The organism is Mesobacillus boroniphilus JCM 21738, assembly GCF_000517385.1.
GTDB lineage: Bacteria > Bacillota > Bacilli > Bacillales > Cytobacillaceae > Mesobacillus > Mesobacillus boroniphilus.
This window is the reverse complement of sequence record NZ_BAUW01000025.1, coordinates 1-19599: the sequence shown is the minus strand read 5'-3', so window position 1 is coordinate 19599 and position 19599 is coordinate 1. Positions and strand designations below refer to the sequence as shown.

At 44.3% G+C, this 19599-nt stretch carries 12 protein-coding genes, 5 pseudogenes and 1 riboswitch; of the genes and pseudogenes, 8 read left to right on the top strand and 9 right to left on the bottom strand.

Annotated features, from left to right (window positions below; all coding sequences use genetic code 11):
* Positions 1–45 precede the first annotated feature (45 nt).
* The 4 genes and pseudogenes from JCM21738_RS09345 to JCM21738_RS09330 form a co-directional block, all read right to left on the bottom strand.
* Positions 46–1491 carry a heme ABC transporter ATP-binding protein gene (locus tag JCM21738_RS09345; RefSeq protein WP_023626343.1) on the bottom strand — a complete coding sequence of 482 codons (1446 nt, stop codon included), beginning with the start codon at positions 1489–1491 and terminating at the stop codon, positions 46–48.
* Positions 1488–2467, bottom strand: a pseudogene (locus tag JCM21738_RS09340) (FecCD family ABC transporter permease). Before JCM21738_RS09340 ends, JCM21738_RS09345 begins: the two are co-directional and overlap by 4 nt.
* Before the next feature lie 46 nt (positions 2468–2513).
* Positions 2514–3424 (bottom strand): annotated as a pseudogene (locus tag JCM21738_RS09335) (ABC transporter substrate-binding protein); the annotation flags it as partial.
* A gap of 172 nt (positions 3425–3596) precedes the next feature.
* Positions 3597–3777, bottom strand: a riboswitch (cobalamin riboswitch).
* Positions 3778–4034: 257 nt separating this feature from the next.
* Positions 4035–4874 (bottom strand): hypothetical protein, encoded by an 840-nt coding sequence (locus JCM21738_RS09330; protein ID WP_023626347.1) that lies wholly within the window; start codon positions 4872–4874, stop codon positions 4035–4037.
* A gap of 235 nt (positions 4875–5109) precedes the next feature.
* Here JCM21738_RS09330 and JCM21738_RS09325 point away from each other — a divergent pair.
* Positions 5110–6294 (top strand): annotated as a pseudogene (locus tag JCM21738_RS09325) (FtsW/RodA/SpoVE family cell cycle protein).
* 41 nt (positions 6295–6335) lie between these two features.
* Here the strand turns inward: JCM21738_RS09325 and JCM21738_RS09320 are convergent.
* Complete coding sequence (locus JCM21738_RS09320; RefSeq protein WP_023626349.1) at positions 6336–7190, bottom strand: sulfite exporter TauE/SafE family protein; 855 nt, start codon at positions 7188–7190, stop codon at positions 6336–6338.
* A gap of 226 nt (positions 7191–7416) precedes the next feature.
* Here JCM21738_RS09320 and JCM21738_RS27285 point away from each other — a divergent pair, with 226 nt between their 5' ends.
* The 3 genes from JCM21738_RS27285 (at position 7417) to JCM21738_RS09310 (ending at position 10211) form a co-directional block, all read left to right on the top strand.
* The gene (locus JCM21738_RS27285) at positions 7417–7668 is read left to right on the top strand and encodes a hypothetical protein (RefSeq protein ID WP_369385697.1); all 252 of its coding nucleotides are present in this window, start codon (positions 7417–7419) and stop codon (positions 7666–7668) included.
* Positions 7599–7994: a YqaA family protein gene (locus JCM21738_RS09315; RefSeq protein ID WP_369385696.1), complete on the top strand. Its 396-nt coding sequence runs from the start codon at positions 7599–7601 to the stop codon at positions 7992–7994. The genes JCM21738_RS27285 and JCM21738_RS09315 overlap by 70 nt, the downstream gene beginning before the upstream one ends.
* A gap of 453 nt (positions 7995–8447) precedes the next feature.
* The gene (locus tag JCM21738_RS09310) at positions 8448–10211 is read left to right on the top strand and encodes a mechanosensitive ion channel (RefSeq protein WP_023626351.1); all 1764 of its coding nucleotides are present in this window, start codon (positions 8448–8450) and stop codon (positions 10209–10211) included.
* A gap of 385 nt (positions 10212–10596) precedes the next feature.
* Here JCM21738_RS09310 and JCM21738_RS09305 read toward each other — a convergent pair.
* The 4 genes and pseudogenes from JCM21738_RS09305 to JCM21738_RS09290 form a co-directional block, all read right to left on the bottom strand.
* Positions 10597–11237, bottom strand: a pseudogene (locus JCM21738_RS09305) (L-fuculose-phosphate aldolase).
* Positions 11238–11283: 46 nt separating this feature from the next.
* Positions 11284–12504, bottom strand: coding sequence for an S-methyl-5-thioribose kinase (mtnK, locus tag JCM21738_RS09300; RefSeq protein WP_023626354.1), 1221 nt, complete (start codon positions 12502–12504; stop codon positions 11284–11286).
* Between the two features lie 293 nt (positions 12505–12797).
* Positions 12798–13592: an ATP-binding protein gene (locus tag JCM21738_RS09295; RefSeq protein WP_052019640.1), complete on the bottom strand. Its 795-nt coding sequence runs from the start codon at positions 13590–13592 to the stop codon at positions 12798–12800.
* 840 nt (positions 13593–14432) lie between these two features.
* Positions 14433–14632, bottom strand: a pseudogene (locus tag JCM21738_RS09290) (cold-shock protein).
* Positions 14633–14904: 272 nt separating this feature from the next.
* Between JCM21738_RS09290 and JCM21738_RS24745 the strand changes: the two are divergent.
* The 4 genes from JCM21738_RS24745 to JCM21738_RS09275 all read left to right on the top strand — a co-directional run bounded on the left by JCM21738_RS24745 (position 14905) and on the right by JCM21738_RS09275 (position 19437).
* The gene (locus JCM21738_RS24745; RefSeq protein ID WP_023626357.1) at positions 14905–15078 is read left to right on the top strand and encodes a hypothetical protein; all 174 of its coding nucleotides are present in this window, start codon (positions 14905–14907) and stop codon (positions 15076–15078) included.
* Between the two features lie 357 nt (positions 15079–15435).
* Positions 15436–16500 (top strand): M14 family zinc carboxypeptidase, encoded by a 1065-nt coding sequence (locus JCM21738_RS09285; RefSeq protein WP_023626358.1) that lies wholly within the window; start codon positions 15436–15438, stop codon positions 16498–16500.
* Positions 16501–16635: 135 nt separating this feature from the next.
* Positions 16636–18429 carry a CocE/NonD family hydrolase gene (locus JCM21738_RS09280; RefSeq protein ID WP_023626359.1) on the top strand — a complete coding sequence of 598 codons (1794 nt, stop codon included), beginning with the start codon at positions 16636–16638 and terminating at the stop codon, positions 18427–18429.
* A 93-nt stretch (positions 18430–18522) separates the two neighbouring features.
* Positions 18523–19437: a nuclease-related domain-containing protein gene (locus tag JCM21738_RS09275; protein ID WP_023626360.1), complete on the top strand. Its 915-nt coding sequence runs from the start codon at positions 18523–18525 to the stop codon at positions 19435–19437.
* Positions 19438–19599: the final 162 nt, after the last annotated feature.

The following is a 19599-nucleotide window of genomic DNA, read 5'->3' as shown; positions in this document are numbered from 1 at the left end:
TCATCACCTCTTAAAGATATTTCGAGATGGACTGTCGAGTTTCCTTCATTTATATCCAAACGCGGGTTTACTGGCTCTGTACTTCAATATCGCTTCCTTCGTGCAAGTATAAATCCCTTCGCTGATCAGCTTCCCGAGCGGGGTAGCAGTCCCTGCATAGGCAATCGACTCCCCCTGCTTGGTTGCGGCGATGCACATGCTGTCTGTCGAGATGCCAGCTGACTGGCCAGTAATGCCAGCTCCGCTTCCCTCAAGCTCATTCAACACGCTTATCTTCGCTTCCGCCGCAGTCATTGCACTCTGGATAAAGGCCTCCTCGGAAATCCTGCCATTAATGAACAGCCATGTATTGATATTCCGCGGTCTGTCACGCTGAGTATTCCCGGCAGAGACAATGATGAAAATGGAAAGGCCGTCAGCCTCAAACAGTTGGTATGATGCTGTCTCTGCGGGTACAGCCGTCATCATCCCCACCGTCTCGCTTGGCAGAAAACCGTTCACCTGCAAATACTTAGCCATTTCCGCCTTATGATCGCTGCAGTCATATTCCATCGGGACAATCCGGTGTACGAATGAACTGTGCCAGCCGATCCCGGCACCGGTAATTCCGGATGACATCGTCCTCAATTTCACCGGTGAGTTCAGGACAATCCTGTCCTGTCCTACATCAAGAAACCTGGCGTCTATTTTAAAATCAACCTCATGACCTCCATCCTCTTCGGGAACCAGCAGCAATTGCGGCTTGGCAATTTCCGGGTGCGGATGGTTTTTAATCTGGGTTTTATAGACTCTTTTAATTGTTTCTTCCTTTAAAACCTCTGCAGGGGTGTCAACTATTAAAACTTCACCATTTTCCATCAACAGCAGCCTGTCACAATATAATGAAGCCAGATTCAAGTCATGAAAAATCGAGACTACCGTCAATTCCTCTTCCGCCGCCCACTTTTTCAGCAAGTCGAGCAGTTCCTTTTGGAAGCTGAGGTCGAGGTGGTTTGTCGGCTCATCAAGCAGGAGGATCCTCGGCTGCTGAGCCAGCGCCTGTGCGAGAAATACCCGTTGCTTTTCACCGCCGGACAATTCCACGATCGATTTATCCTGAAGGCGATTTATCCCTGTCTGTTTCATCACCTTCTGGACAATCTGTTCATCCTCTTCACGCCAGCTATTGAACCAGCCTTTCTGGTGCGCATAGCGCCCGAGCGAAACGGTTTCTTTTACCGAATACGGAAAGTTCTGTTCACCGTGCTGGGGCAGGACGGCCATCATCCTTGCAAGCTGCTTTGGCGTGTAATGTGTCAACGGACGCCCATCCACGTCGATGGAACCTAAGCTGAATTCAAGGGCTCCGCTGATCATTTTTAAAAGCGTTGTTTTTCCGCTGCCATTGGGGCCAAGGATTCCAAACAACTCCCCTTTGCCAACCTCAAAGGAAATCTCCTTCAACACCTCGCCGCCTGCATATCCGCCTGTCAAATTCTCCACTGCAATCATCGGCCAGCACTTCTTTCCTTACGATTTCTCATCAAAATCAACGCAAAAACCGGAGCTCCGATCAAGGCTGTGATCACACCGATTGGTAATTCTGATGGTGCGATGATTATCCTCGATACAAGGTCGGCAAGAATCAGAAAGCCGCTGCCGATCAAAATGGATAGCGGCAGCAAATGACGATGATCCGGTCCCCAGACAGTCCTTGTCAGATGCGGGATGACGAGACCGACAAAGCCGATCGTCCCTGATACCGCAACTGCTGAGCCTGTTAAAAGAGAACCAGACAATAGAATCAGCAGCTTGCGGCGCTCGACATTTACACCAAGGTGCTGTGCCCGTTCCTCACCGAAGGACATTGCATTTAACTCCCTGGTATTTGCAAGCAGGATCACCAAACCAATAATAAAGAAAGGAAAAATAATTTTAATGTATTCCCAGCCGCGCATCGAAACGCTGCCAAGCAGCCAGCCGATGATTTGCCGCAGCTCCTCGCCAGATAGGGCGATCATCAAAGAAATGAATGATCCAAGAAAGGAACTTAAAATGATTCCAGTCAATATAATCGTCTCAACCTGAGCAGCCTGTCGACTCTCCGGGCAAAAAACAGCACAAACAACACGGTTGCAAATGCGAACAGAATGCTCAGCACCGGCAACGTGAATGCCCCAACTAACGGCAATGAGATTCCAAAAAACAACGTGATGACCGCACCGATTGAGGCCCCTGAGGAAATTCCCAGTGTATATGGATCTGCCAGCGGGTTACGGAGCAGTCCCTGGAACGCCGCACCGGCAATTGCCAGGGACGCGCCGACGAGGCCTGCCAGCAAAACGCGCGGCAGCCTGATATCCATAACAATGCTTTCATGCATCGAATCGATTCCCTCTCCCTGAAAGCGGAAAATCTCAGCACCAATAATTTCAATAATAGCGGGTACAGGGATGGAAACCGTTCCGATCGATATGCCCAACAGCATCGAAATGATCAAAAATGCTGTCGAAATGATATATGCCAATCCTTTATTATTTAAAAACGTCCGGATAAATGGCTTTTGCAAGCTCCTCTGCCCCTTCAGCCAGCCTTGGGCCTGAGCGGGTAACAAGATCAGAGTGAAGATCGAATACCTGCTGGTCCTTGACTGCTTTTACATTATTCCAGCCAGATCGGGCAAGAACCTGTTCAATTGGCTTTTCTGTGTAGTAACCATAGGTTGTCACAATAACCTCGGGATTACGCTCGACGATTGCCTCAGGGTCAACCTTCGGCCAGCCATCCATATCTCCAGCTGCATTCTTTGCCCCAATCAACTCAAGCATTTCATTAATGAAAGTATTTTTGCCGGCTGTGTAGATTTCCGGCGCAGGAGAGACCTCGACAAATACTGACTTCTGCTCTTCTGGTTTAATTGCCTCCGCTTTCTTCTTCAGTTCTGCAAAACTGTTTTTCATTGAATCTACAAGCTCATCCGCCTTTTCCGGCTCGCCAATTGCCTGGCCAATCATCTCAATCGATTGATACACCTCTTCAAATGACTGCGCATCGTTTACAACAACAACAGTAATTCCTGCGTCCTTCAATTGCTGAAGACCTTCTTTTACAGTGTCCGCAGTTGATCCGGGCGCAAGTACAAGGTCTGGTTTCAGTGAAATCATTTTTTCAATATTGAATTCTATGCCGCCGATTTTTTCCTTCGACATGGCTTCCTCTGGATAATTGTCAAAATCCGTGACACCGACAATTGCATCACCGCTGTCGAGCGCGTAAACGATCTCCGTGTTGCTCGGAATCAGGGAAATGATTTTTTCAGGCTTTTCTTCAATGACAATTTCTTCACCAATCGCATCTTTTACAGTGACCGGGAAACCCGCCTTTTGCTCCTGCGCGGTTTGTTTGCTTCATTCTTTTCAGGCTGTGCTTCAGTACCACAGCAACCAGGATCATGGCAGCTGCATCATCAATAATAATATTTTTTTCATTTGCTTCCTCCAATTTTTTTCGTGAAAAATAAAAACATCTCCACCTGAAGGGGAGATGTCCGAGTAAGCAAATGTTTTTTAAACATAAAAGACATAGAGCCTGTCGGCACCTCCCTATCCTCGTAGGTTTGTTGGTGCAATGGACAGGCAGGTCTCCTGGCTCATGGTCATTGCTCGCTGCGCCTTCCCATACATTTGTACAGTGGCCGTTGCAGCTTGCTCCCATTTACAGTGGCGGGACCGCGTTGGATTTTCACCAACTTCCCTATTAAGTCTTGTTTAAAAAGACACCTGTTCATTTCGATATGTAATTTTCCGCTAAATCCAATTATACACGTTTTGCCAAAAATTGCTCCAAAAATTTTGTTTTTTCGACTTTATTGGGGGGCTCTTTTCTCAAATTTTGTTGCTATTGACTACAAAATAGGATTGTATAACCTAAGTTTCTTTACAAAATTAACGCTTTTTATGAGAAAAGAGCTTGCAAACTTAGTACCGACTTACAAAATGAATTTTATCACGTTAAAATCGGCTTTAGGATTTTAACAACAATCTTTACAAACAGCTTTATTGGGCAAGCAGACTCCATTCTTTCACTTTTTTATCAAAGACAAGCCTGCCATCCGGATTGCTGCGGCTTGCTTCTTTATATTCATCATGCATGTCATCCATGTTGGCAAAATCTCCGATGATCCAAAACGGCATTTCAATTCTATTGCGGTTTTGCTGGATGTTTTTCAGCGAAAAAACCGCCCCTTCTTTTAATGCAGGCGTCAACGATTTCAGAATCTCCTTGCTGACAGCTGGATAGGACTTCTTTTTCCTGATTCCCAGCAGTGTTTTTTCTGGTTTCATTTCCCCTAGCTTGCCAGAAAGTACCGTTCCGAGCATACGGTAAAAATCATTGAAGTTGCGGTAATATATTTTGTTGAACCAGCCATCCTCATGGGAAAGATAAACAAAGCGATTATCGAGCTGGTTATAAAATGGCTGCTTCAAATGGTGCTTAATATGGCCTAGATAAAGAAGTTCGGCAATCTCCTGTGCCGTCAGCACATTTAGTGCTTCAACTTCCTCAAAATCGATCCAGCAAAAATCCCCGTATTCATGGACATTTGCGGCGACCAGTTTCTCGACGCTGTCTTCAGGTACATATTCAAATAATGTATGTCTATTGAACTCACCATCCTCATAGCGATGCTTCAACAGCAGCAGATGGTTAAGCGAATCAGACAAGACCCGCGCAAATTCATGGAATTCCATACCATGCGAGAGCACGTACTGGTCTCGCTCGTTCAAATGAACATATAGTAAATCCCTGCTATAAGGATGTTTTTTTTTCAAAGTCACAACCTCCCGGAAAATTCTCAGCTGCTTGATTGCCAGCGACACTCTGACTCCGTACAAATAACACTCCTTCCATTTTATCAAAAACACATGAAAATATCTTATTCTGACTCTTCAAAAACATAATTATTATCGTACTAACACGTTAAAAGAATCCCTATTACAGAAGAAACTATTCTCCCTTTTCATTCGTCTATTATTTGCATAGGAAAATGTTACCTGAACGGGGATTGTAAGGATAATTTAACTCTGCTAGCATAAAATTGTGAAAACGGATTGAGACAGGGTGTAGCAAATGGAGAAGCCTATTAAAAAATTTGACCGGTTTGATTGGACATTGACGCTCCTTTTATTACTGTTCTTTCTGACAAGCTGCTTTGCGATTTACAGCGCCCAGAGAACAGGACAATATGTTGGACAGAACTTTTTATACAAACAAATCTTTTGGTACGTCGTTGGGTCGGGGATTATTGCGTCGTGATGATGTTCGACAGCGAACAGTACCGCAAGCTCAGCTGGTATTTGTACGGCTTCGGAGTCTTCCTGCTCATCTTCTTGTTTTTCGCTCCTGCCAGCATAGCCGAGGAAATAAATGGTGCCAAAAGCTGGTTTTTCATCGAGCCATTCGGTTCCATCCAGCCTTCAGAATTCATGAAAGTCTTTCTGATTCTTGCCCTTAGCAGCACGATCTATTCCCACCATAAAAAGCATACGGTAAAGACACTTCAATCTGACTTCCTGCTTTTCATCAAGCTTGGCTTCATCACCGCCTTGCCACTTGGAATGATCATGCTGCAGCCTGACCTGGGAACCTCTCTCGTCGTGCTTGCGATTTTCTCCGGAATCATCCTTGTTTCAGGTGTCACCTGGAAAATCATCTTGCCGCTTTATGGCGGAGGTGCGGCACTAGGAGCAGGCATATTGTATCTCGTGATTTGGAAGCCGGAAATCCTAAAAGAATACCTGGGTGTAAAAACATATCAGTTCGGGCGCATTTATGCGTGGCTTGACCCTGAGAGCTATCCCGAATATGGATACCACCTATTAAAATCCTTAAGCGCAATTGGTTCCGGAATGTTGGCCGGAAAAGGCTTGAACAGGAGCGAAGTCTATATACGAAAGCCATACAGACTTCATTTTCAGTGTGATCGGCGAGGAATTTGGCTTTGTGGGCGGCAGCTTTGTCATCGGCCTGTACTTCCTGTTAATCTACCATCTAACAAAAACCGCACTGGATACAAATGATCCATTCAATACCTACATCAGCGCGGGCGTCATCAGCATGATCACCTTCCACGTCTTCCAGAATATCGGGATGACGATCCAGCTGCTGCCGATTACCGGCATCCCGCTGCCATTCATCAGTTACGGCGGCAGCTCGCTTATGGGCAATATGCTGGCAATGGGATTGATTTACGGTATCCGGTTCCATCATAAAACATATATGTTTGCCTCGAAAGACAGGAGTTTTGATATATGAAGCTAGTAAGCGATTATCGTAAGAATGAAAAAAGGCTGAGCTCAGCCTTTTTTCATTACCCTGGTTTTAAGAATTGATTTTACAAAAAAATAAACGATGAATACACCCATGTTCCAAAGGCCAATTTTATTCAGGTCAAACAACTTCAGCAAAGCTCCTGCCAGGGTCGCTAGATAAAGCAGGCCCAGCATTCCGTTCATTTCCCTGTTTTCAAAATAACCAGTCATTCTTGCGCCGAATTGGGAGCCGAATAGCGTACCGGCAATCAGCATCAGACCTATGAAATAATTGATATCCGTATTGATCGCATAGGAGATGAACCCTATTGAGACGATCAACAGTACAGTAAATAAGCTTGTCCCGACTGCCTTTCTCGAATCGAAGCCCAGCGTTGTAATGATAAGCGGAACGATGATAAAACCGCCGCCCACCCCGAGTGTTGCCGAAACGAAGCCACCGAGGAAACCAACGGCCAATAGCTTTGTTTTCGAAAAAGAAGTTGGTGCAGGGTTCCCGTCGTCTTTCTTTCTGCCCTGACGAATCATTTTAATCGCAAAATAAGTAAGCAATACAATATATAGGAACGGAATGACGACTTCATCCCACCCTCGCGCTTCAAGTGCATAAACAAGCGGCCTTGCCAGCTGCGTTGCGGCAATTCCGCTCAACCCCATGACCAGGCCCTCCTTCCAGAGGATGTTTTTCATGCGAATATGCGCTGTAATTCCCGAAATGGACGTACCCACTGTGAAAAACAAACTTGTCGTGATTGCCTCAAGCGGTGAAAAGCCGATCAACAGTAAAATGGGCGTCAGGATAAAGCCGCCGCCTACCCCGAAAAATCCAGAGAGGACACTGATCAAGCCGCCGAGCAGCAAATAGATTGTGTATTCCATAGACAACTCCCTCTTTTAATCGAGTTCCTTTATAGAGTACCACTTTTAGCAAAGAAATAAAGAAACGCTGACTGTTCTTTTACCTGCGGCCGCTTATAGTCAGATCGTGGAATGCGAGATTCTCCCATTGCTGAAATAGTTGGCTCTGGGGGAAGTAAAAATGGTATACTTTTTACTAGGCTCATTTTGCGTCCTTCCTATAACAACTTAAAGGAGATACTGTTTCATGTCTGAATGGATACATGCGTTTGAAGAATGGCTGCTTGAATTTGGTTCCTGGGGACTATTCTTCGTGTCTTTCCTGGAATCTTCCTTTTTCCCGATTCCGCCTGACGTCTTGATGATCCCAATGGGAATCGCGGACCTGACCGGGCATTGTGGTACGCATTCATCACAACAGCCGGATCTGTGCTCGGAGCACTGCTGGGCTGGTACATCGGTAAAAAAGTTGGCCGTCCAATCCTGCGTTATTTTATAAAAGAAGAAAAAATCGCCCTAGTAGAAGGGTACTTCGAAAAGTACGGCGCGATGGCGATTTTAATAGCTGGATTCACTCCAATCCCATACAAAGTGTTCACGATTTTTTCCGGGATCTCCAATGTGAAGATTCCAACACTTATCATTTGGTCCATCATTGGACGAGGCCTGCGCTTCTTCCTTGAAGCAGCGATCATCGTTGCTCTAGGTGATAAAGCAATGCCATTCATCGAAGAAAATTTCGCGATGCTCACGATCATTTTAGGTGTCGTCGTGATTTTCGGATACCTAATTTACGCCTATTTAAAAAGATCGAAGAAAGCATAATTAAGAAAAGCGCAAGCGCTTGGTCAGCCCCGACAAGCGTTGGAGGGCCTACCGGTGAAGTCGCTCTTTGACTTCATCGGGCGGTCCGAAACGTCTCGAGGGGCTAGGCGCTGGAGCTAGACACTAATCTAAGTGGATGAATTTATACTATCTTATCCAGCGATGAAAAACCGGGCTGATTGCCCGGTTTTTATTGTTTATAGATCCTCTGAAAATCTAAGCAACCATCTCCTCTACTTTCTCTTTATATCAATAGTTTTTAAACTCCTCATCCGCATAAGACGATGTTCCCCACTTTGTTTACATAGACAATATTTGGGTAGATTAAAGTATGCTTGCTAGCTAGCTAACTTAGGACTTTTTTCACAGGTTGAAGCTGCAGTAGTTCTTGTTCTTATCCATACGCGTCCGCAGCTTGCCTCAAAAGACCAATTAAAATAAGGAGTGAGAAGTTTGAATAATAATTTTCACAATGGATGGGACAGCATTCTTGGCAAACTGCCAAATGTGCTGATCGCGCTTGCAGTCCTGCTTGTCGGATGGCTTGTCGCAAAGTTAATAGAAAAAGCCGTTTACAAGGGACTTCGGAAAACAAGTCTTGATAACAAGCTTTTTTCAAACGTCAATAATAAGAAGTACTCAGCTGAGAAAATCATCAGCAAAATTGTCTATATTTTAATTCTAGTATTCGTCTTCATCATGTTCCTGAATATCTTGGATTTATATGTTTTGACGGAGCCGCTCATCGGAATGTTCTCCACGATTGCTGCAGCGATTCCTAACATTTTGAAAGCAGGATTGATTCTCTTATTTGCCTGGCTGATCGCTTCAGGCTTGAAATTCCTGATCCAGAAAGGCGGCAAGACGCTCGGTGTCCATGAAAAGTTAAGCAAATATAAGCTTGCCGATGACAACAAGCAGACTACAAATGCAGTGGATAAGGTTGCTAACATCGTCTTCTATCTTGTCTTGCTGATGGCATTGCCGGCTGTATTGTCCGCATTGAACCTGCACGGCGTTTCGGAGCCTTTCGAAAACATGATTGCGGGAATCCTTTCCTTCATTCCTAAACTATTCGCAGCTGCGCTGATTCTTTTAGTCGGGTACTTTGTTGCTAAAATCGTCCGCGATATCCTGACGAACTTCTTACAAGGTATCGGCACTGAAAAATTAGTCCAGCGTTTCGGACTTTCCCGCTTATTCGAAGGCACAAGCCTTTCACGAGTGATCGGCACGATTGCTTTCGTATTGATTTTGATCCCGACGGTCATCGCTGCTCTTGAGCGCCTTGATGTCGAAGGAATATCTGAACCAGCCATTGCGATGCTGAACGACATCCTGACGATGATTCCAAATATCATCGTTGCCATCATTCTTGTCATGATCGGACTGTGGCTTGGTAAATGGCTGAAGAAATTCACAACTGATTTATTAAGAAGAATTGGTTTTGACTCTTATTTTAAAGGAGTAAGTGTAGGCGGCGCTGCCAAACGTCCTAACTCATTAAGCTTATCGGAAATTGTCGGCTATATCGTCCAAGTCATCGTTGTCTTGCTATTTGTGGCAGAAGCATTAAACGTCGTAAATCTTGATTTCTTCGTCGACCTGGCGCGAGGCGTGATTGCTTATCTGCCTCATGTGATTGCGGCGATAGTCATTCTTGGTGTCGGCCTATGGCTCGGCGGCCTTGCAAAGAAAGTACTCAGCAGCATACTGCAAGGGGATTCTTCCAATGTACTGGCAACGGTCGCAAAGTATGCGATCATCACAATTGCTGTCTTCATGGCCCTTGACCAGCTTGGAGTAGCACCAGCAATCGTGAACGCAGCGTTCATCCTGACACTTGGAGGACTGGCGCTCGCATTCGGCTTGGCATTCGGTCTCGGCGGCAAGAACTTCGCTTCGAAATACTTGACCAAATTCAATGAAAAAATCGAAAAAACCAGCATTGATCAAGCGGCGGTTCAACAGCAGAAAATGAAAAAGAACAACCCTGTCAATCCGAACCCTGCTGCACCACCAAATTTGAATAACCTGAACCAGAATCCTGTAACTGGTCCAAACTTGAACATTCCAAACCAAAATCCTGGAACTCAGCCAAACCTGAACAATTCGAACCAGGACCCTGGAACTGGCTCAAACCTGAACAACCAGAACCAGAACAGAAACAATAACCCTATGGACCCTAATAACGATAACAACCCGATGAATCCTTAGGAAACAAAACACAGCTGCCAATCACGGCAGCTGTGTTTTTATGTATGGATTTAACTAAAATTATCAATGAAAAAAATCACGAGAAACACGATGAAGGCATAAAAACTAAGATGCAGAATCACAGTAGTGAAAAAATCCTTCAGTTTATCAAATGAAAAAGGTTCACTCTTCCTTGTCCTTGCTCTCATAGCCAGCGTGTCCCCCTCTAGTAAAACTATCCATTAGGCCCATTTTTTTCTTTTAATAATCATAGCATAATCTAGTGATTTTGTGATTCACTTTCATGAAATATAGCTGAAAGGTTGAATCGATAGGTTTATATGTTTGGTTTAATACTATCTACTATATAAGTACGCAAAAAAAGAAAAACCCTCCTAATAGAGGGTCATCTCTGGCCATAACTTTCAAATTTCTTTGACAAGCGAGCCATTTCTTCTTCAGTAAGCTCTGTAGCTCGCCAATCGCTTTCGCCTGGTAGTAAATCTGAGCGCTGAACTCTATTTCCTCAGCGACCATAAATGCTGTTTCGATGTTATGGGCTCCGGCAATCATACCGTGATTTGCCAACAGCACAGCTCTTCTATCCACCATGCCTTCAAATGCCTTTTCTGCAAGCTCCTTCGTCCCGAATGTTGCATAGGGAGCGCACCTTACATTCGGACCGGCAAACGCCACCAAATAAGTGATCGGCGGAATGTCCCAACCAAGTGTCGCGATCGTTTTTGCATAGGGCGAGTGCGTGTGGACAAGCGCGTTTAGATCGTCGCGGCGCTGGTAAAAAATCAAATGCATGTCAAGCTCGCTCGACGGCTTCTTGCTGCCATCGACAATTTCACCATCCAAATTAATGATCACAACATCCTCAGGCTTCGTCTCGAAATAATCGATCCCGCTCGGACTGATGGCAACCAGCTGCTTCTCTCGATTGTAAATGCTGATATTTCCACCCGTCCCCTTAGTTAGGCCGCTTGAAATGATTTTCTTGCCGTATTCTACGACTTTCATCCGTTCTTCCAGAAGCAACATATGATGCGCCTCTCTTTCTCTAAAAATCTAGATAGGGAACGTCCTATTATCGCATATTATGGCTTGAAGCTGAATCCTTTAATACTTTTAAAAATTGTTCGCCCGTTTTATAGCTGCCTGATTCCAAGATGAACTGCTTCGCTGCTGACAGGCAAATCCTCTCTGCCATAACGCGTTGCTCGTCATCCGCAATTGTTGTCAAATCCTTGACCTTCGCCAGGCCGGCAATACGGCGAATCATTTCCATGCCGGTTACCGAGGCGGTATCCTGAAGAACAGAGTCCAGATACCAGCAGTCGAAGCCCCGCTCCTTCGCCATGATATCAGTGACATTTTCGTTCCAGCTTGCCAGGAATTTTTCCGCAAAAAGATTTACAGTATCTTTGATCATCTCCTCAAGCCAGGAAACATATTTCTCATCAGCATTTGTTACATATGCGCGTGACCATGCGAACATCAGGTTCGCAACCACGTTGCCAACGTCATAGCCCATCGGACCATAAAACGCGAATTCAGGATCGATCACTTTTGTCGAATCTTCTTTTACAAAAACAGAACCTGAATGCAAATCACCATGGACAAGCGCCTGGGCATTGGTCATGAAAGCAAACTTCAGCTTCGCGGCTTCAAAGCGCAATTTGTCATCACCATATATATTTTCTTCTATCCATTCCTTGTTAGCTGGGAACAGGTCATTTCGGTTGTTATGGTCCGTGAAAGGTTCAGAGTATACTAAGTCCTCGGAAATTTCGCACAATTCAGGGTTGATATAATCCTGGACAAGTGCCTTCTTCGCTTTATGCTCCATGACCACATCAGAAGTGAGCAGGAGAGTATTGACCAGGAATGTTGTCAGGTCATCCGCAAGCTTCGGAAAAATACGGCCTTCATTAAGCGCAGTACGGAGGATTGTGTGATCAGATAGATCCTCCATCATGCAGCAATTCATCACATCATCAAACAGGTATACATCCGGGACCAAACCTGGCGCCAGCTCACCCTCAAGCTTAAGTACATTGGACTCAATCCTGATCCGGTTTGTAGAAAGCTTAAACTCATCGGAAATCCTCGCTGTATCACCAGCCTGTTTAACAATCAATGAACTTCCCGTTTGCTCATCAATCACCCGGAAAACATAATTCAAATTGCCATCCCCAATTTCGGCACAGCTCAATTCAGCATCTTTATCAAAAAAATCGGTCTTTTTTTCCACATATGAAATGACCTCATCGGCGTTCATCAAAAAATAAGTATTAAAATCAGCCATGGCGACCTTCCCCTTTCCCGTAAAAACAATTATAAAAATCTTTTAAAAATTATTATAACTTAAAGTTGTATTTCGACGCAGTAAAAAATACTTCCAAACCAGAAATTCGGAGGCGAATGGCTATCATTCTTTTATCTATAAAAAAGAAGACCGTTATCTGCTATCTCTTTCATTTACAATCTCGTTTTCAGGCTTCCGTTTGTACGGCGGGTTCTTCTATCGGACACTTTCCCGCACTTTCGTCTTCTGTTTGGCCGATAGAGCCACTCGACGAATTTCGGTTATATCTCCTATTACTCACATGGCAGCAGAATCGTAAATGTCGTGCCTTTTCCCTCTTGACTTTCGACATTGATTCTGCCTCTCATCCTTTGGATAATATCAAAGGAAATCATCATTCCGAGGCCTGTGCCTTTTTCCTTCGTAGAATAATAAGGATGACCGAGTCTGTCGAGCTGTTCTTTATTCATGCCGACGCCTTCATCGCGGAACTTAATCCTTACATTGTCCCTGTCGACCTTGGCGATGATGTAGATACTACCGCCCGATGGCATAGCTTCAATGCCGTTTTTCAATATATTGATGAAGACCTGCCTGACTTCATGGGCATCACCTTTGATGCAAAGTTTCTTGTCAATCGCCTCTACTAATTCCGTATTGGCGAGATGCGAATAGGATCTCATGAAGTCAATCGTTTCCTTTAAAAGTTCGCTCAAATCAATTTTTGCCATGGTGCCTGTAGTTGGTTTTGCCAGCGAGAGAAAATTATCAATGATTGTCTGGGTACGGTCTAGCTCCTGAAGGGATATTGTGATGAAGAGATTCTGGTTATCATTTAAATTCCTTTCTCCCTGGAGAACCTGCATGAAGCCTCTGATCGTTGTCATCGGATTGCGGATTTCGTGGGCAACCGATGCTGCAAGCTGGCTGATTGCTGAAAACTTCTCAGCTTTGTGGAGCTCATGCATCAACTTCAGCTGCAAGTTGGTCATTTCAATGATATAAATGGTTACCGATAGCGCAACGAAAGAGACAAGGGAAAATACTAGCAAATAAAGATAATCCTCCGCTTTGCCGGCGTTGATCATTGCCGCAAGCCTTGTCGTTGTGATCAGGCCATATACAAAAAGGCCGAGTGCAATTTTCCTGTTAACAGTTGTATTCTTATATAATTTTCAATCGAAAAAAATAAAATCAATATGACCAGATAATTGACGGCCGTGACCGGGAGCTTGTCAATCCCCACGAAGCCCTGCAATAACAACAGGACAGCCACAAGCAAAAAGCTATCAGCCTGCTCAGATAAAAAAAGGCAATGAAGACTGGAATCAGTTTCAAGTCGAATTCCAAGCCGCCATCGAATCTTACAGGAAATGCCATTGTCATCATTAGCGCCGCTAAAATGGCCATTTTAAAGACTTGTTTCTTATATACCGACCGCTTCTGCATCCATAGAAAGTTATACATGAAGCTGAGCGATAGTATAATTGAAAAATGCAGGATCAAATCTTTTATAAACTCTACCATTTTATCCCCCAGGGTACTCCAGATTATGAATATATTCCTACATAATTATTATCTACTCACCTTATGGATACTTCAATGGAAAATTCAGATATTTTTAATAAAATTGCATAATTTTGTCTATTCCAAAGGTTTGCTGTCGTATTGGAAGTATAGCTTCCTGATCACAGGTATTTAGGAGGAACGATATGGGGCGATATGTTGTGGATGTAACCAACAAAGTTTGTAATCCGAAAAACTTTTTAACAGTGTCTGTAAAACTTATGCTATAATAAGAACAACCATTGCTTTACCGCATTAAACCCCACTCAATCGGAGTGGGGTTTTTTATTATTCAAATTTAGATGAACATAAAAAAACAAGCTCTGATGACTCAGAGCTTGTTTGTATGGGCTAATCCGTTATTATAATTTTGTAACGTTAGCTGCTTGTGGTCCACGAGCACCTTGCTCAACGTCGAAAGAAACTTCTTGGCCTTCTTCAAGAGTCTTGAAGCCTTCGCTTGGATAGCTGAGAAGTGTACAAATACGTCTTCTCCACCTTCACGTTCGATGAATCCGAAACCTTTTTCTGCGTTAAACCATTTTACTTTACCGTTTTCCATTTTTGTTGCCTCCTAGTGTGATATCCACACAATTTGTTACTATTCTTGTCTCAGTGATATCCAGGCGAATCAAGCAGTGCATGTTCTTTCCTTGCATACCGAACAAAAATAATTCTTCTTAAGAATAACAGAATTGAAAGGTTAGTGCAAGCACAAAGGGCTTTTTCCAAAAACAGGGTTTTATAAATATTCCTTCAAAAGACCATAATGGATTAATAAAAGTGAATCAGAAAATGTGGTATAATTAAAAGAACATGAAAGGGCGTGGCTAATTGAAAAGCGCAAGCAACATTTATAAAACAGGTCAATCGGTCAATATCAAGGAAACCGGCGAAACAGTGACAATCATGAAATCCCAATATGTGAAAAACATGAAAAGATATTCATACACTGTGAAGGAATACCCAAGCACATTTTACTTTGAGGAAGAACTAGAGAGAAATTAATGAACCCACTAAAAAGCGTGCCACAGCTGAGCACGCTTTTTTTGTTTTTATTTTACTTTTTGCGGCTAAAGGCTGTAATCGATAATCGCTGAACGTTCCCATCTGAAAGTTAAGACGCTGCCGTCACTGTGTCTCCTTACTCAGTCCTAGTTACTCTTATTACAGCGATTTCTGCAAAATCATCCTAACTAATTACTTTTTACCTATCAAATCCCGTTTTCACACTTTTAAACTCTATCATTTTTACTTATTTCGAAGCTCGAAATTTGTCTGAAAAATAGGCAACATACTCTATTAATTATTTTTTTAAAAATTCAGTAACATTGAGAATGAATCTAGTTTATAGGAGGAATGACGATGAATTTGAAAAAGAAGGTTCTATCCGTTTCTTTATCAAGCATGATGGCTCTTGGCGCGGTGACTGCGGTGGCCCTTCCTGCGGGTGCAGTAGGGAATGGACCGAGTGCCGGAAATGGATCCGTACAAACATCGATTTTGCATACATATCAAAGCTTAGTAGATTACCTGAAGACTCAAGATGCCAAACAGGAGGCAATGGAACTGGAAGTGATCGGCCAGACCGTCAAGGGCCGCGATATTCACATGGCAAAGTATATTTCCAACCCGGAAAATCCAACAATATTATTCCTGACTCAGCAGCATGGAAACGAACAGCTGACAACTGAAGGTGCGCTTGAATTCATCAAGCACTTAGGCACTGGTAAAACAAGTGGAGTCCTCGATAATGTGAACATCCTTGTGATTCCGATGCTGAATGCGGACGGAGCAATGGGCGATGTCGACTTTTCACTTGTAGATTACCACGCTGATGGCGACCGCCACCTTACCCGCTATAATGCAAACTACGTGGATTTGAACCGTGAGCACGCAAAAGAAACGAGCGATATGGAACCAGAAGCACGCGCGCTTCATGAGAATGTTTTTGCTAAATATGATATCGATTACATGATCGACCTTCACCATCAGGGCACACTGAGCGAAACAGAAGGTGAACTGGTTTCTGGATCGATTCTTTACCCAACGAATCCTGATGTGAAGCCAGAGGTACTAGAAGGCTCCAAGAAGCTTGGTGCAGTTGTATACAATGCGCTTGAGGAAAAGGGATGGGGCCATATCGGTAAATACCGCGGCGGTGAAGGTGCGAACATCGGCCGTAACGGTGCTGCTGTCCGCTATGACATTTCAACTTTATTATTCGAAATGCGCGGCATGTCCGACCATTTCATCGAATCCTATGCACTTGGACAGAAGAGCAACGGTTACCTGATCAAGCAGACCATCACCACTTTGGATGCTGCAGTAAGAGCGATTGCTGATGACTCTATTGAAACAATGGATACCAGCTTCTGGGATACCCTTCCTTACCAGACGAACAGACAGAACGAAGAAGCCGACGAATAAGACTTGCAGCAGTGTGATTCCCTGGCGGATCACACTGTTTTATTTTGTGATTCTGAGAACCCGACATTTATCGTATATAAGTGTCCTGGTGATTTTCGTAAGATTAAATTAAAAACCCTTACAGGAGGCTTGCTGATGAAATCATTCAATATTTCACTTGCTTTTTTTCTCATCTTCAGCCTGTTCTCGGGGCTTGGTTCTAACCAGGCTTCCGCTTCAGGTCATGAATGGGAAGACACGATCTATGACCGTCCAGAACAGTATTCAAACTTTACTACGGAAAAAGATGTTTTCATCACAATGAGGGATGGTGTGATTTTAGCAGCCGATGTGCACCTGCCTGATGGCCAGGGACCGTTTCCTGTCATCCTTACACAAACACCGTATAACAAGAACGTAAGAAGCACTGAAAATCTTAATGAGTACTTTATTAAGCGCGGCTACGCCCATGTTGCAGTCGATGTCCGCGGGACAGGCGCCTCACAGGGTGCATGGGATTCATTTGGCGAAGCAGAACAGCGCGATGGCAAGGAGCTCGTCGAATGGGCAGCAAGCCAGCCGTGGAGCAATGGCAAGGTTGGTTTATACGGCTCCTCCTACCGGGCCATCAACCAGCTATTAACCGCAGCACAGCAGCCAGAAGGACTGGAAGTCATTTTTCCAATCGTGCCGATGGGTGATATGTACCGCGACATTCTCATGTCTGGAGGAATGGTGAACACAGGATTCATCCCGCTCTGGCTCGGACTTGTAACAGGCAGCGGCCTGCTCCCGCCTTCCTACACTCTGTCGGAACCAATCATGGGCACGACCGTTTTGTTAAACCATACAGGACAATTGCTCGGCTTTCCAGTCAGCACTCTGAGCTCTGCGATTACTACAGGTGGCGACTTCGCCTATGATGGACCAGCCGCACAGCTGCGCTCCCCACTGGCGGTTGCCGATCAAATTGAAGTTCCCGCATTTTTCACCGGCGGACTTCATGACCTTTTTCAGCGCGGCACTCCGCTTCTTTATGAAAAATTAAAGGCGAATGGCGTTAAAACGAAGCTGCTGATGGGCAACTGGACGCACGGAAACTATGGCAGCGGCTTGCCTGCTGATAATGTCCCTGCACTTGATCAGCTTGCGTTACGATGGTTTGACCAATATTTGATGGGAATAAACACGAACATCAACAAAATACCTGATGTCACTCAATATGTGCTGGGAGAGGATCGTTTCGAGGTCCAGCCAGGATGGCCTCATATGAATGTGAATGCTGAAAAGTTTTACCTGCGCAGCGGTAAGCAGCTGACGAAGGAGACTCCTTCCTCTTTAGAGCCGTCACGCACTATGCTCCAGCAGCCGCTGAACGGCATCTGCTCAGGCAGCACGAATCAGTGGATGGCCGGAATTCCGGATGCCCTGCCATGTTCGAAGGATAATCGCCTGACAGAATTGGGCGAGCTCACCTATACGACAGCACCGGTGAATGGTGATCTTCGCGTATCCGGGCCGATTGCCGCTAAGATTTTCGCTAAAACAACCGCTCGTGAACTTGTATTGTCTGTGCGAGTAACCGATGTCGCACCAGACGGGACTTCCCGCGAAATTACTGCCGGCTGGCTTGCCGCCTCTCACCGGGCAGTCGACGAAAGCAAGAGCCGCTTCCTCGATGGAGAGAACATCCAGCCATGGCACCCATTTACGAGGACCACGGTCCAGGAAGTCAAGCCATATGAAGTGATGGAGCTGGATGTCGAGATCTTCCCTAGCAACTTCGTCATCAAAGAAGGTCACAGACTCCGCGTTGCCATCGGTCCAAGCGATTTCCCGCACTCGATGTCACCAGCACCGCAGCTGCTCGATCAGCTCGGTGGGATTGCAACAATTTTGACGAACTCAAAATATCCGTCATCGATTGTACTGCCGGTGGTGGAAGAATAATTGGGATTAGCCTGCCTAGTTTTCGGCAGCTTTTTTGCCTTAAAATGTTCACTGGCTATTTATTCTCTTTTGCTTAAAAATGGAGGAGAAAGGATGTGGAGTATGATATTAAAAAAACGAGTCAAATCAAATGAGTTAAAAATGTTAGATTGGCTAGCGCCTCGGATGGAATTCACTGAGAAAGAGAAACAACGTCACTTTAGCCTCAGGAAAGGTTTTGAAGGAGAAATCAAGTTTGATATTTGGATGGAAAGCCTTGAAATCGAACATCTGATACTGAATGACCTGCTCCTAGAAGTAGGAGGCACCACCTTCCAGATTGATTCTCTTGTCATTATTCAAGATGCAATCCTTGTTTTCGAGATTAAGTACTATGAAGGTGACTACTACTACGAAGGTGAACGCCTCAAAAAAATCAACGGAAGTGAAATCAAAGATCCCCTGCTCCAATTAAAACGGAGTATCTCCCTGCTTCGACAACTATTTGAAAGCTTAGGCTTTCGCCTTGTGATTGAGTCCTCCGTCGTCTTCAACAACCCTGAATTCACTCTATATCAGTCCCCTAAGGATGCACCTATTATTTTTCCAAGCCAATTAAATCGTTATATGAAAAATCTAAACAAGAAACATTCCAAATTGACAAACCTTCACAGAAAAATTGCAGAGAAGCTTTTACAATTGCACCAAACTGACTCCCCTTATAAACGAGCTCCAAAGTATGATTATGAAAAACTGAAGAAAGGGCTTATGTGTGAAGAATGCCATCAGCTTATAGATATAATTGAAAAAAAGGAATTCGTATGCAGCCACTGTGGAACACATGAAGGGATTGAAGCCGCAGTTATGCGAAGTATCGAGGAAATTAAGTTACTTTTTCCGGAGAGGAAGTTAACGAGCACCGAAATTTATATCTGGTCCAATGGTTTACTGTCACGAAAGACAATCAGACATATCTTAAAAAATCACTTTATTGTAGTTGGGACAAGAAGGCATCAGTTTTTTGAGTAGGACATGTTGAATTCTGATGGCTGTAAACTCATTTTCATGTTAAACATTCTGTCTATAAGCCCTTTTTGCGGCTTCGGCATCTTTTTGGGCTTATAGATTCTTTCTATAAGACCTTTTAGCAGCTTCAGCATCTTTTTGGGCTTATAGACTTTCTCTATAAGC

What these genes read in the sequence shown, in the direction of transcription:
- JCM21738_RS09345 (WP_023626343.1), bottom strand. Translation starts at nt 1,491, where the DNA reads ATGATTGCAGTGGAGAATTTGACAGGCGGATATGCAGGCGGCGAGGTG.
- JCM21738_RS09320 (WP_023626349.1), bottom strand. Translation starts at nt 7,190, where the DNA reads ATGGAATACACAATCTATTTGCTGCTCGGCGGCTTGATCAGTGTCCTC.
- JCM21738_RS27285 (WP_369385697.1), top strand. Translation starts at nt 7,417, where the DNA reads ATGTCTGAATGGATACATGCGTTTGAAGAATGGCTGCTTGAATTTGGT.
- mtnK (WP_023626354.1), bottom strand. Translation starts at nt 12,504, where the DNA reads ATGGCTGATTTTAATACTTATTTTTTGATGAACGCCGATGAGGTCATT.
- JCM21738_RS09295 (WP_052019640.1), bottom strand. Translation starts at nt 13,592, where the DNA reads ATGATCAACGCCGGCAAAGCGGAGGATTATCTTTATTTGCTAGTATTT.
- JCM21738_RS09285 (WP_023626358.1), top strand. Translation starts at nt 15,436, where the DNA reads ATGAATTTGAAAAAGAAGGTTCTATCCGTTTCTTTATCAAGCATGATG.
- JCM21738_RS09280 (WP_023626359.1), top strand. Translation starts at nt 16,636, where the DNA reads ATGAAATCATTCAATATTTCACTTGCTTTTTTTCTCATCTTCAGCCTG.
- JCM21738_RS09275 (WP_023626360.1), top strand. Translation starts at nt 18,523, where the DNA reads ATGTGGAGTATGATATTAAAAAAACGAGTCAAATCAAATGAGTTAAAA.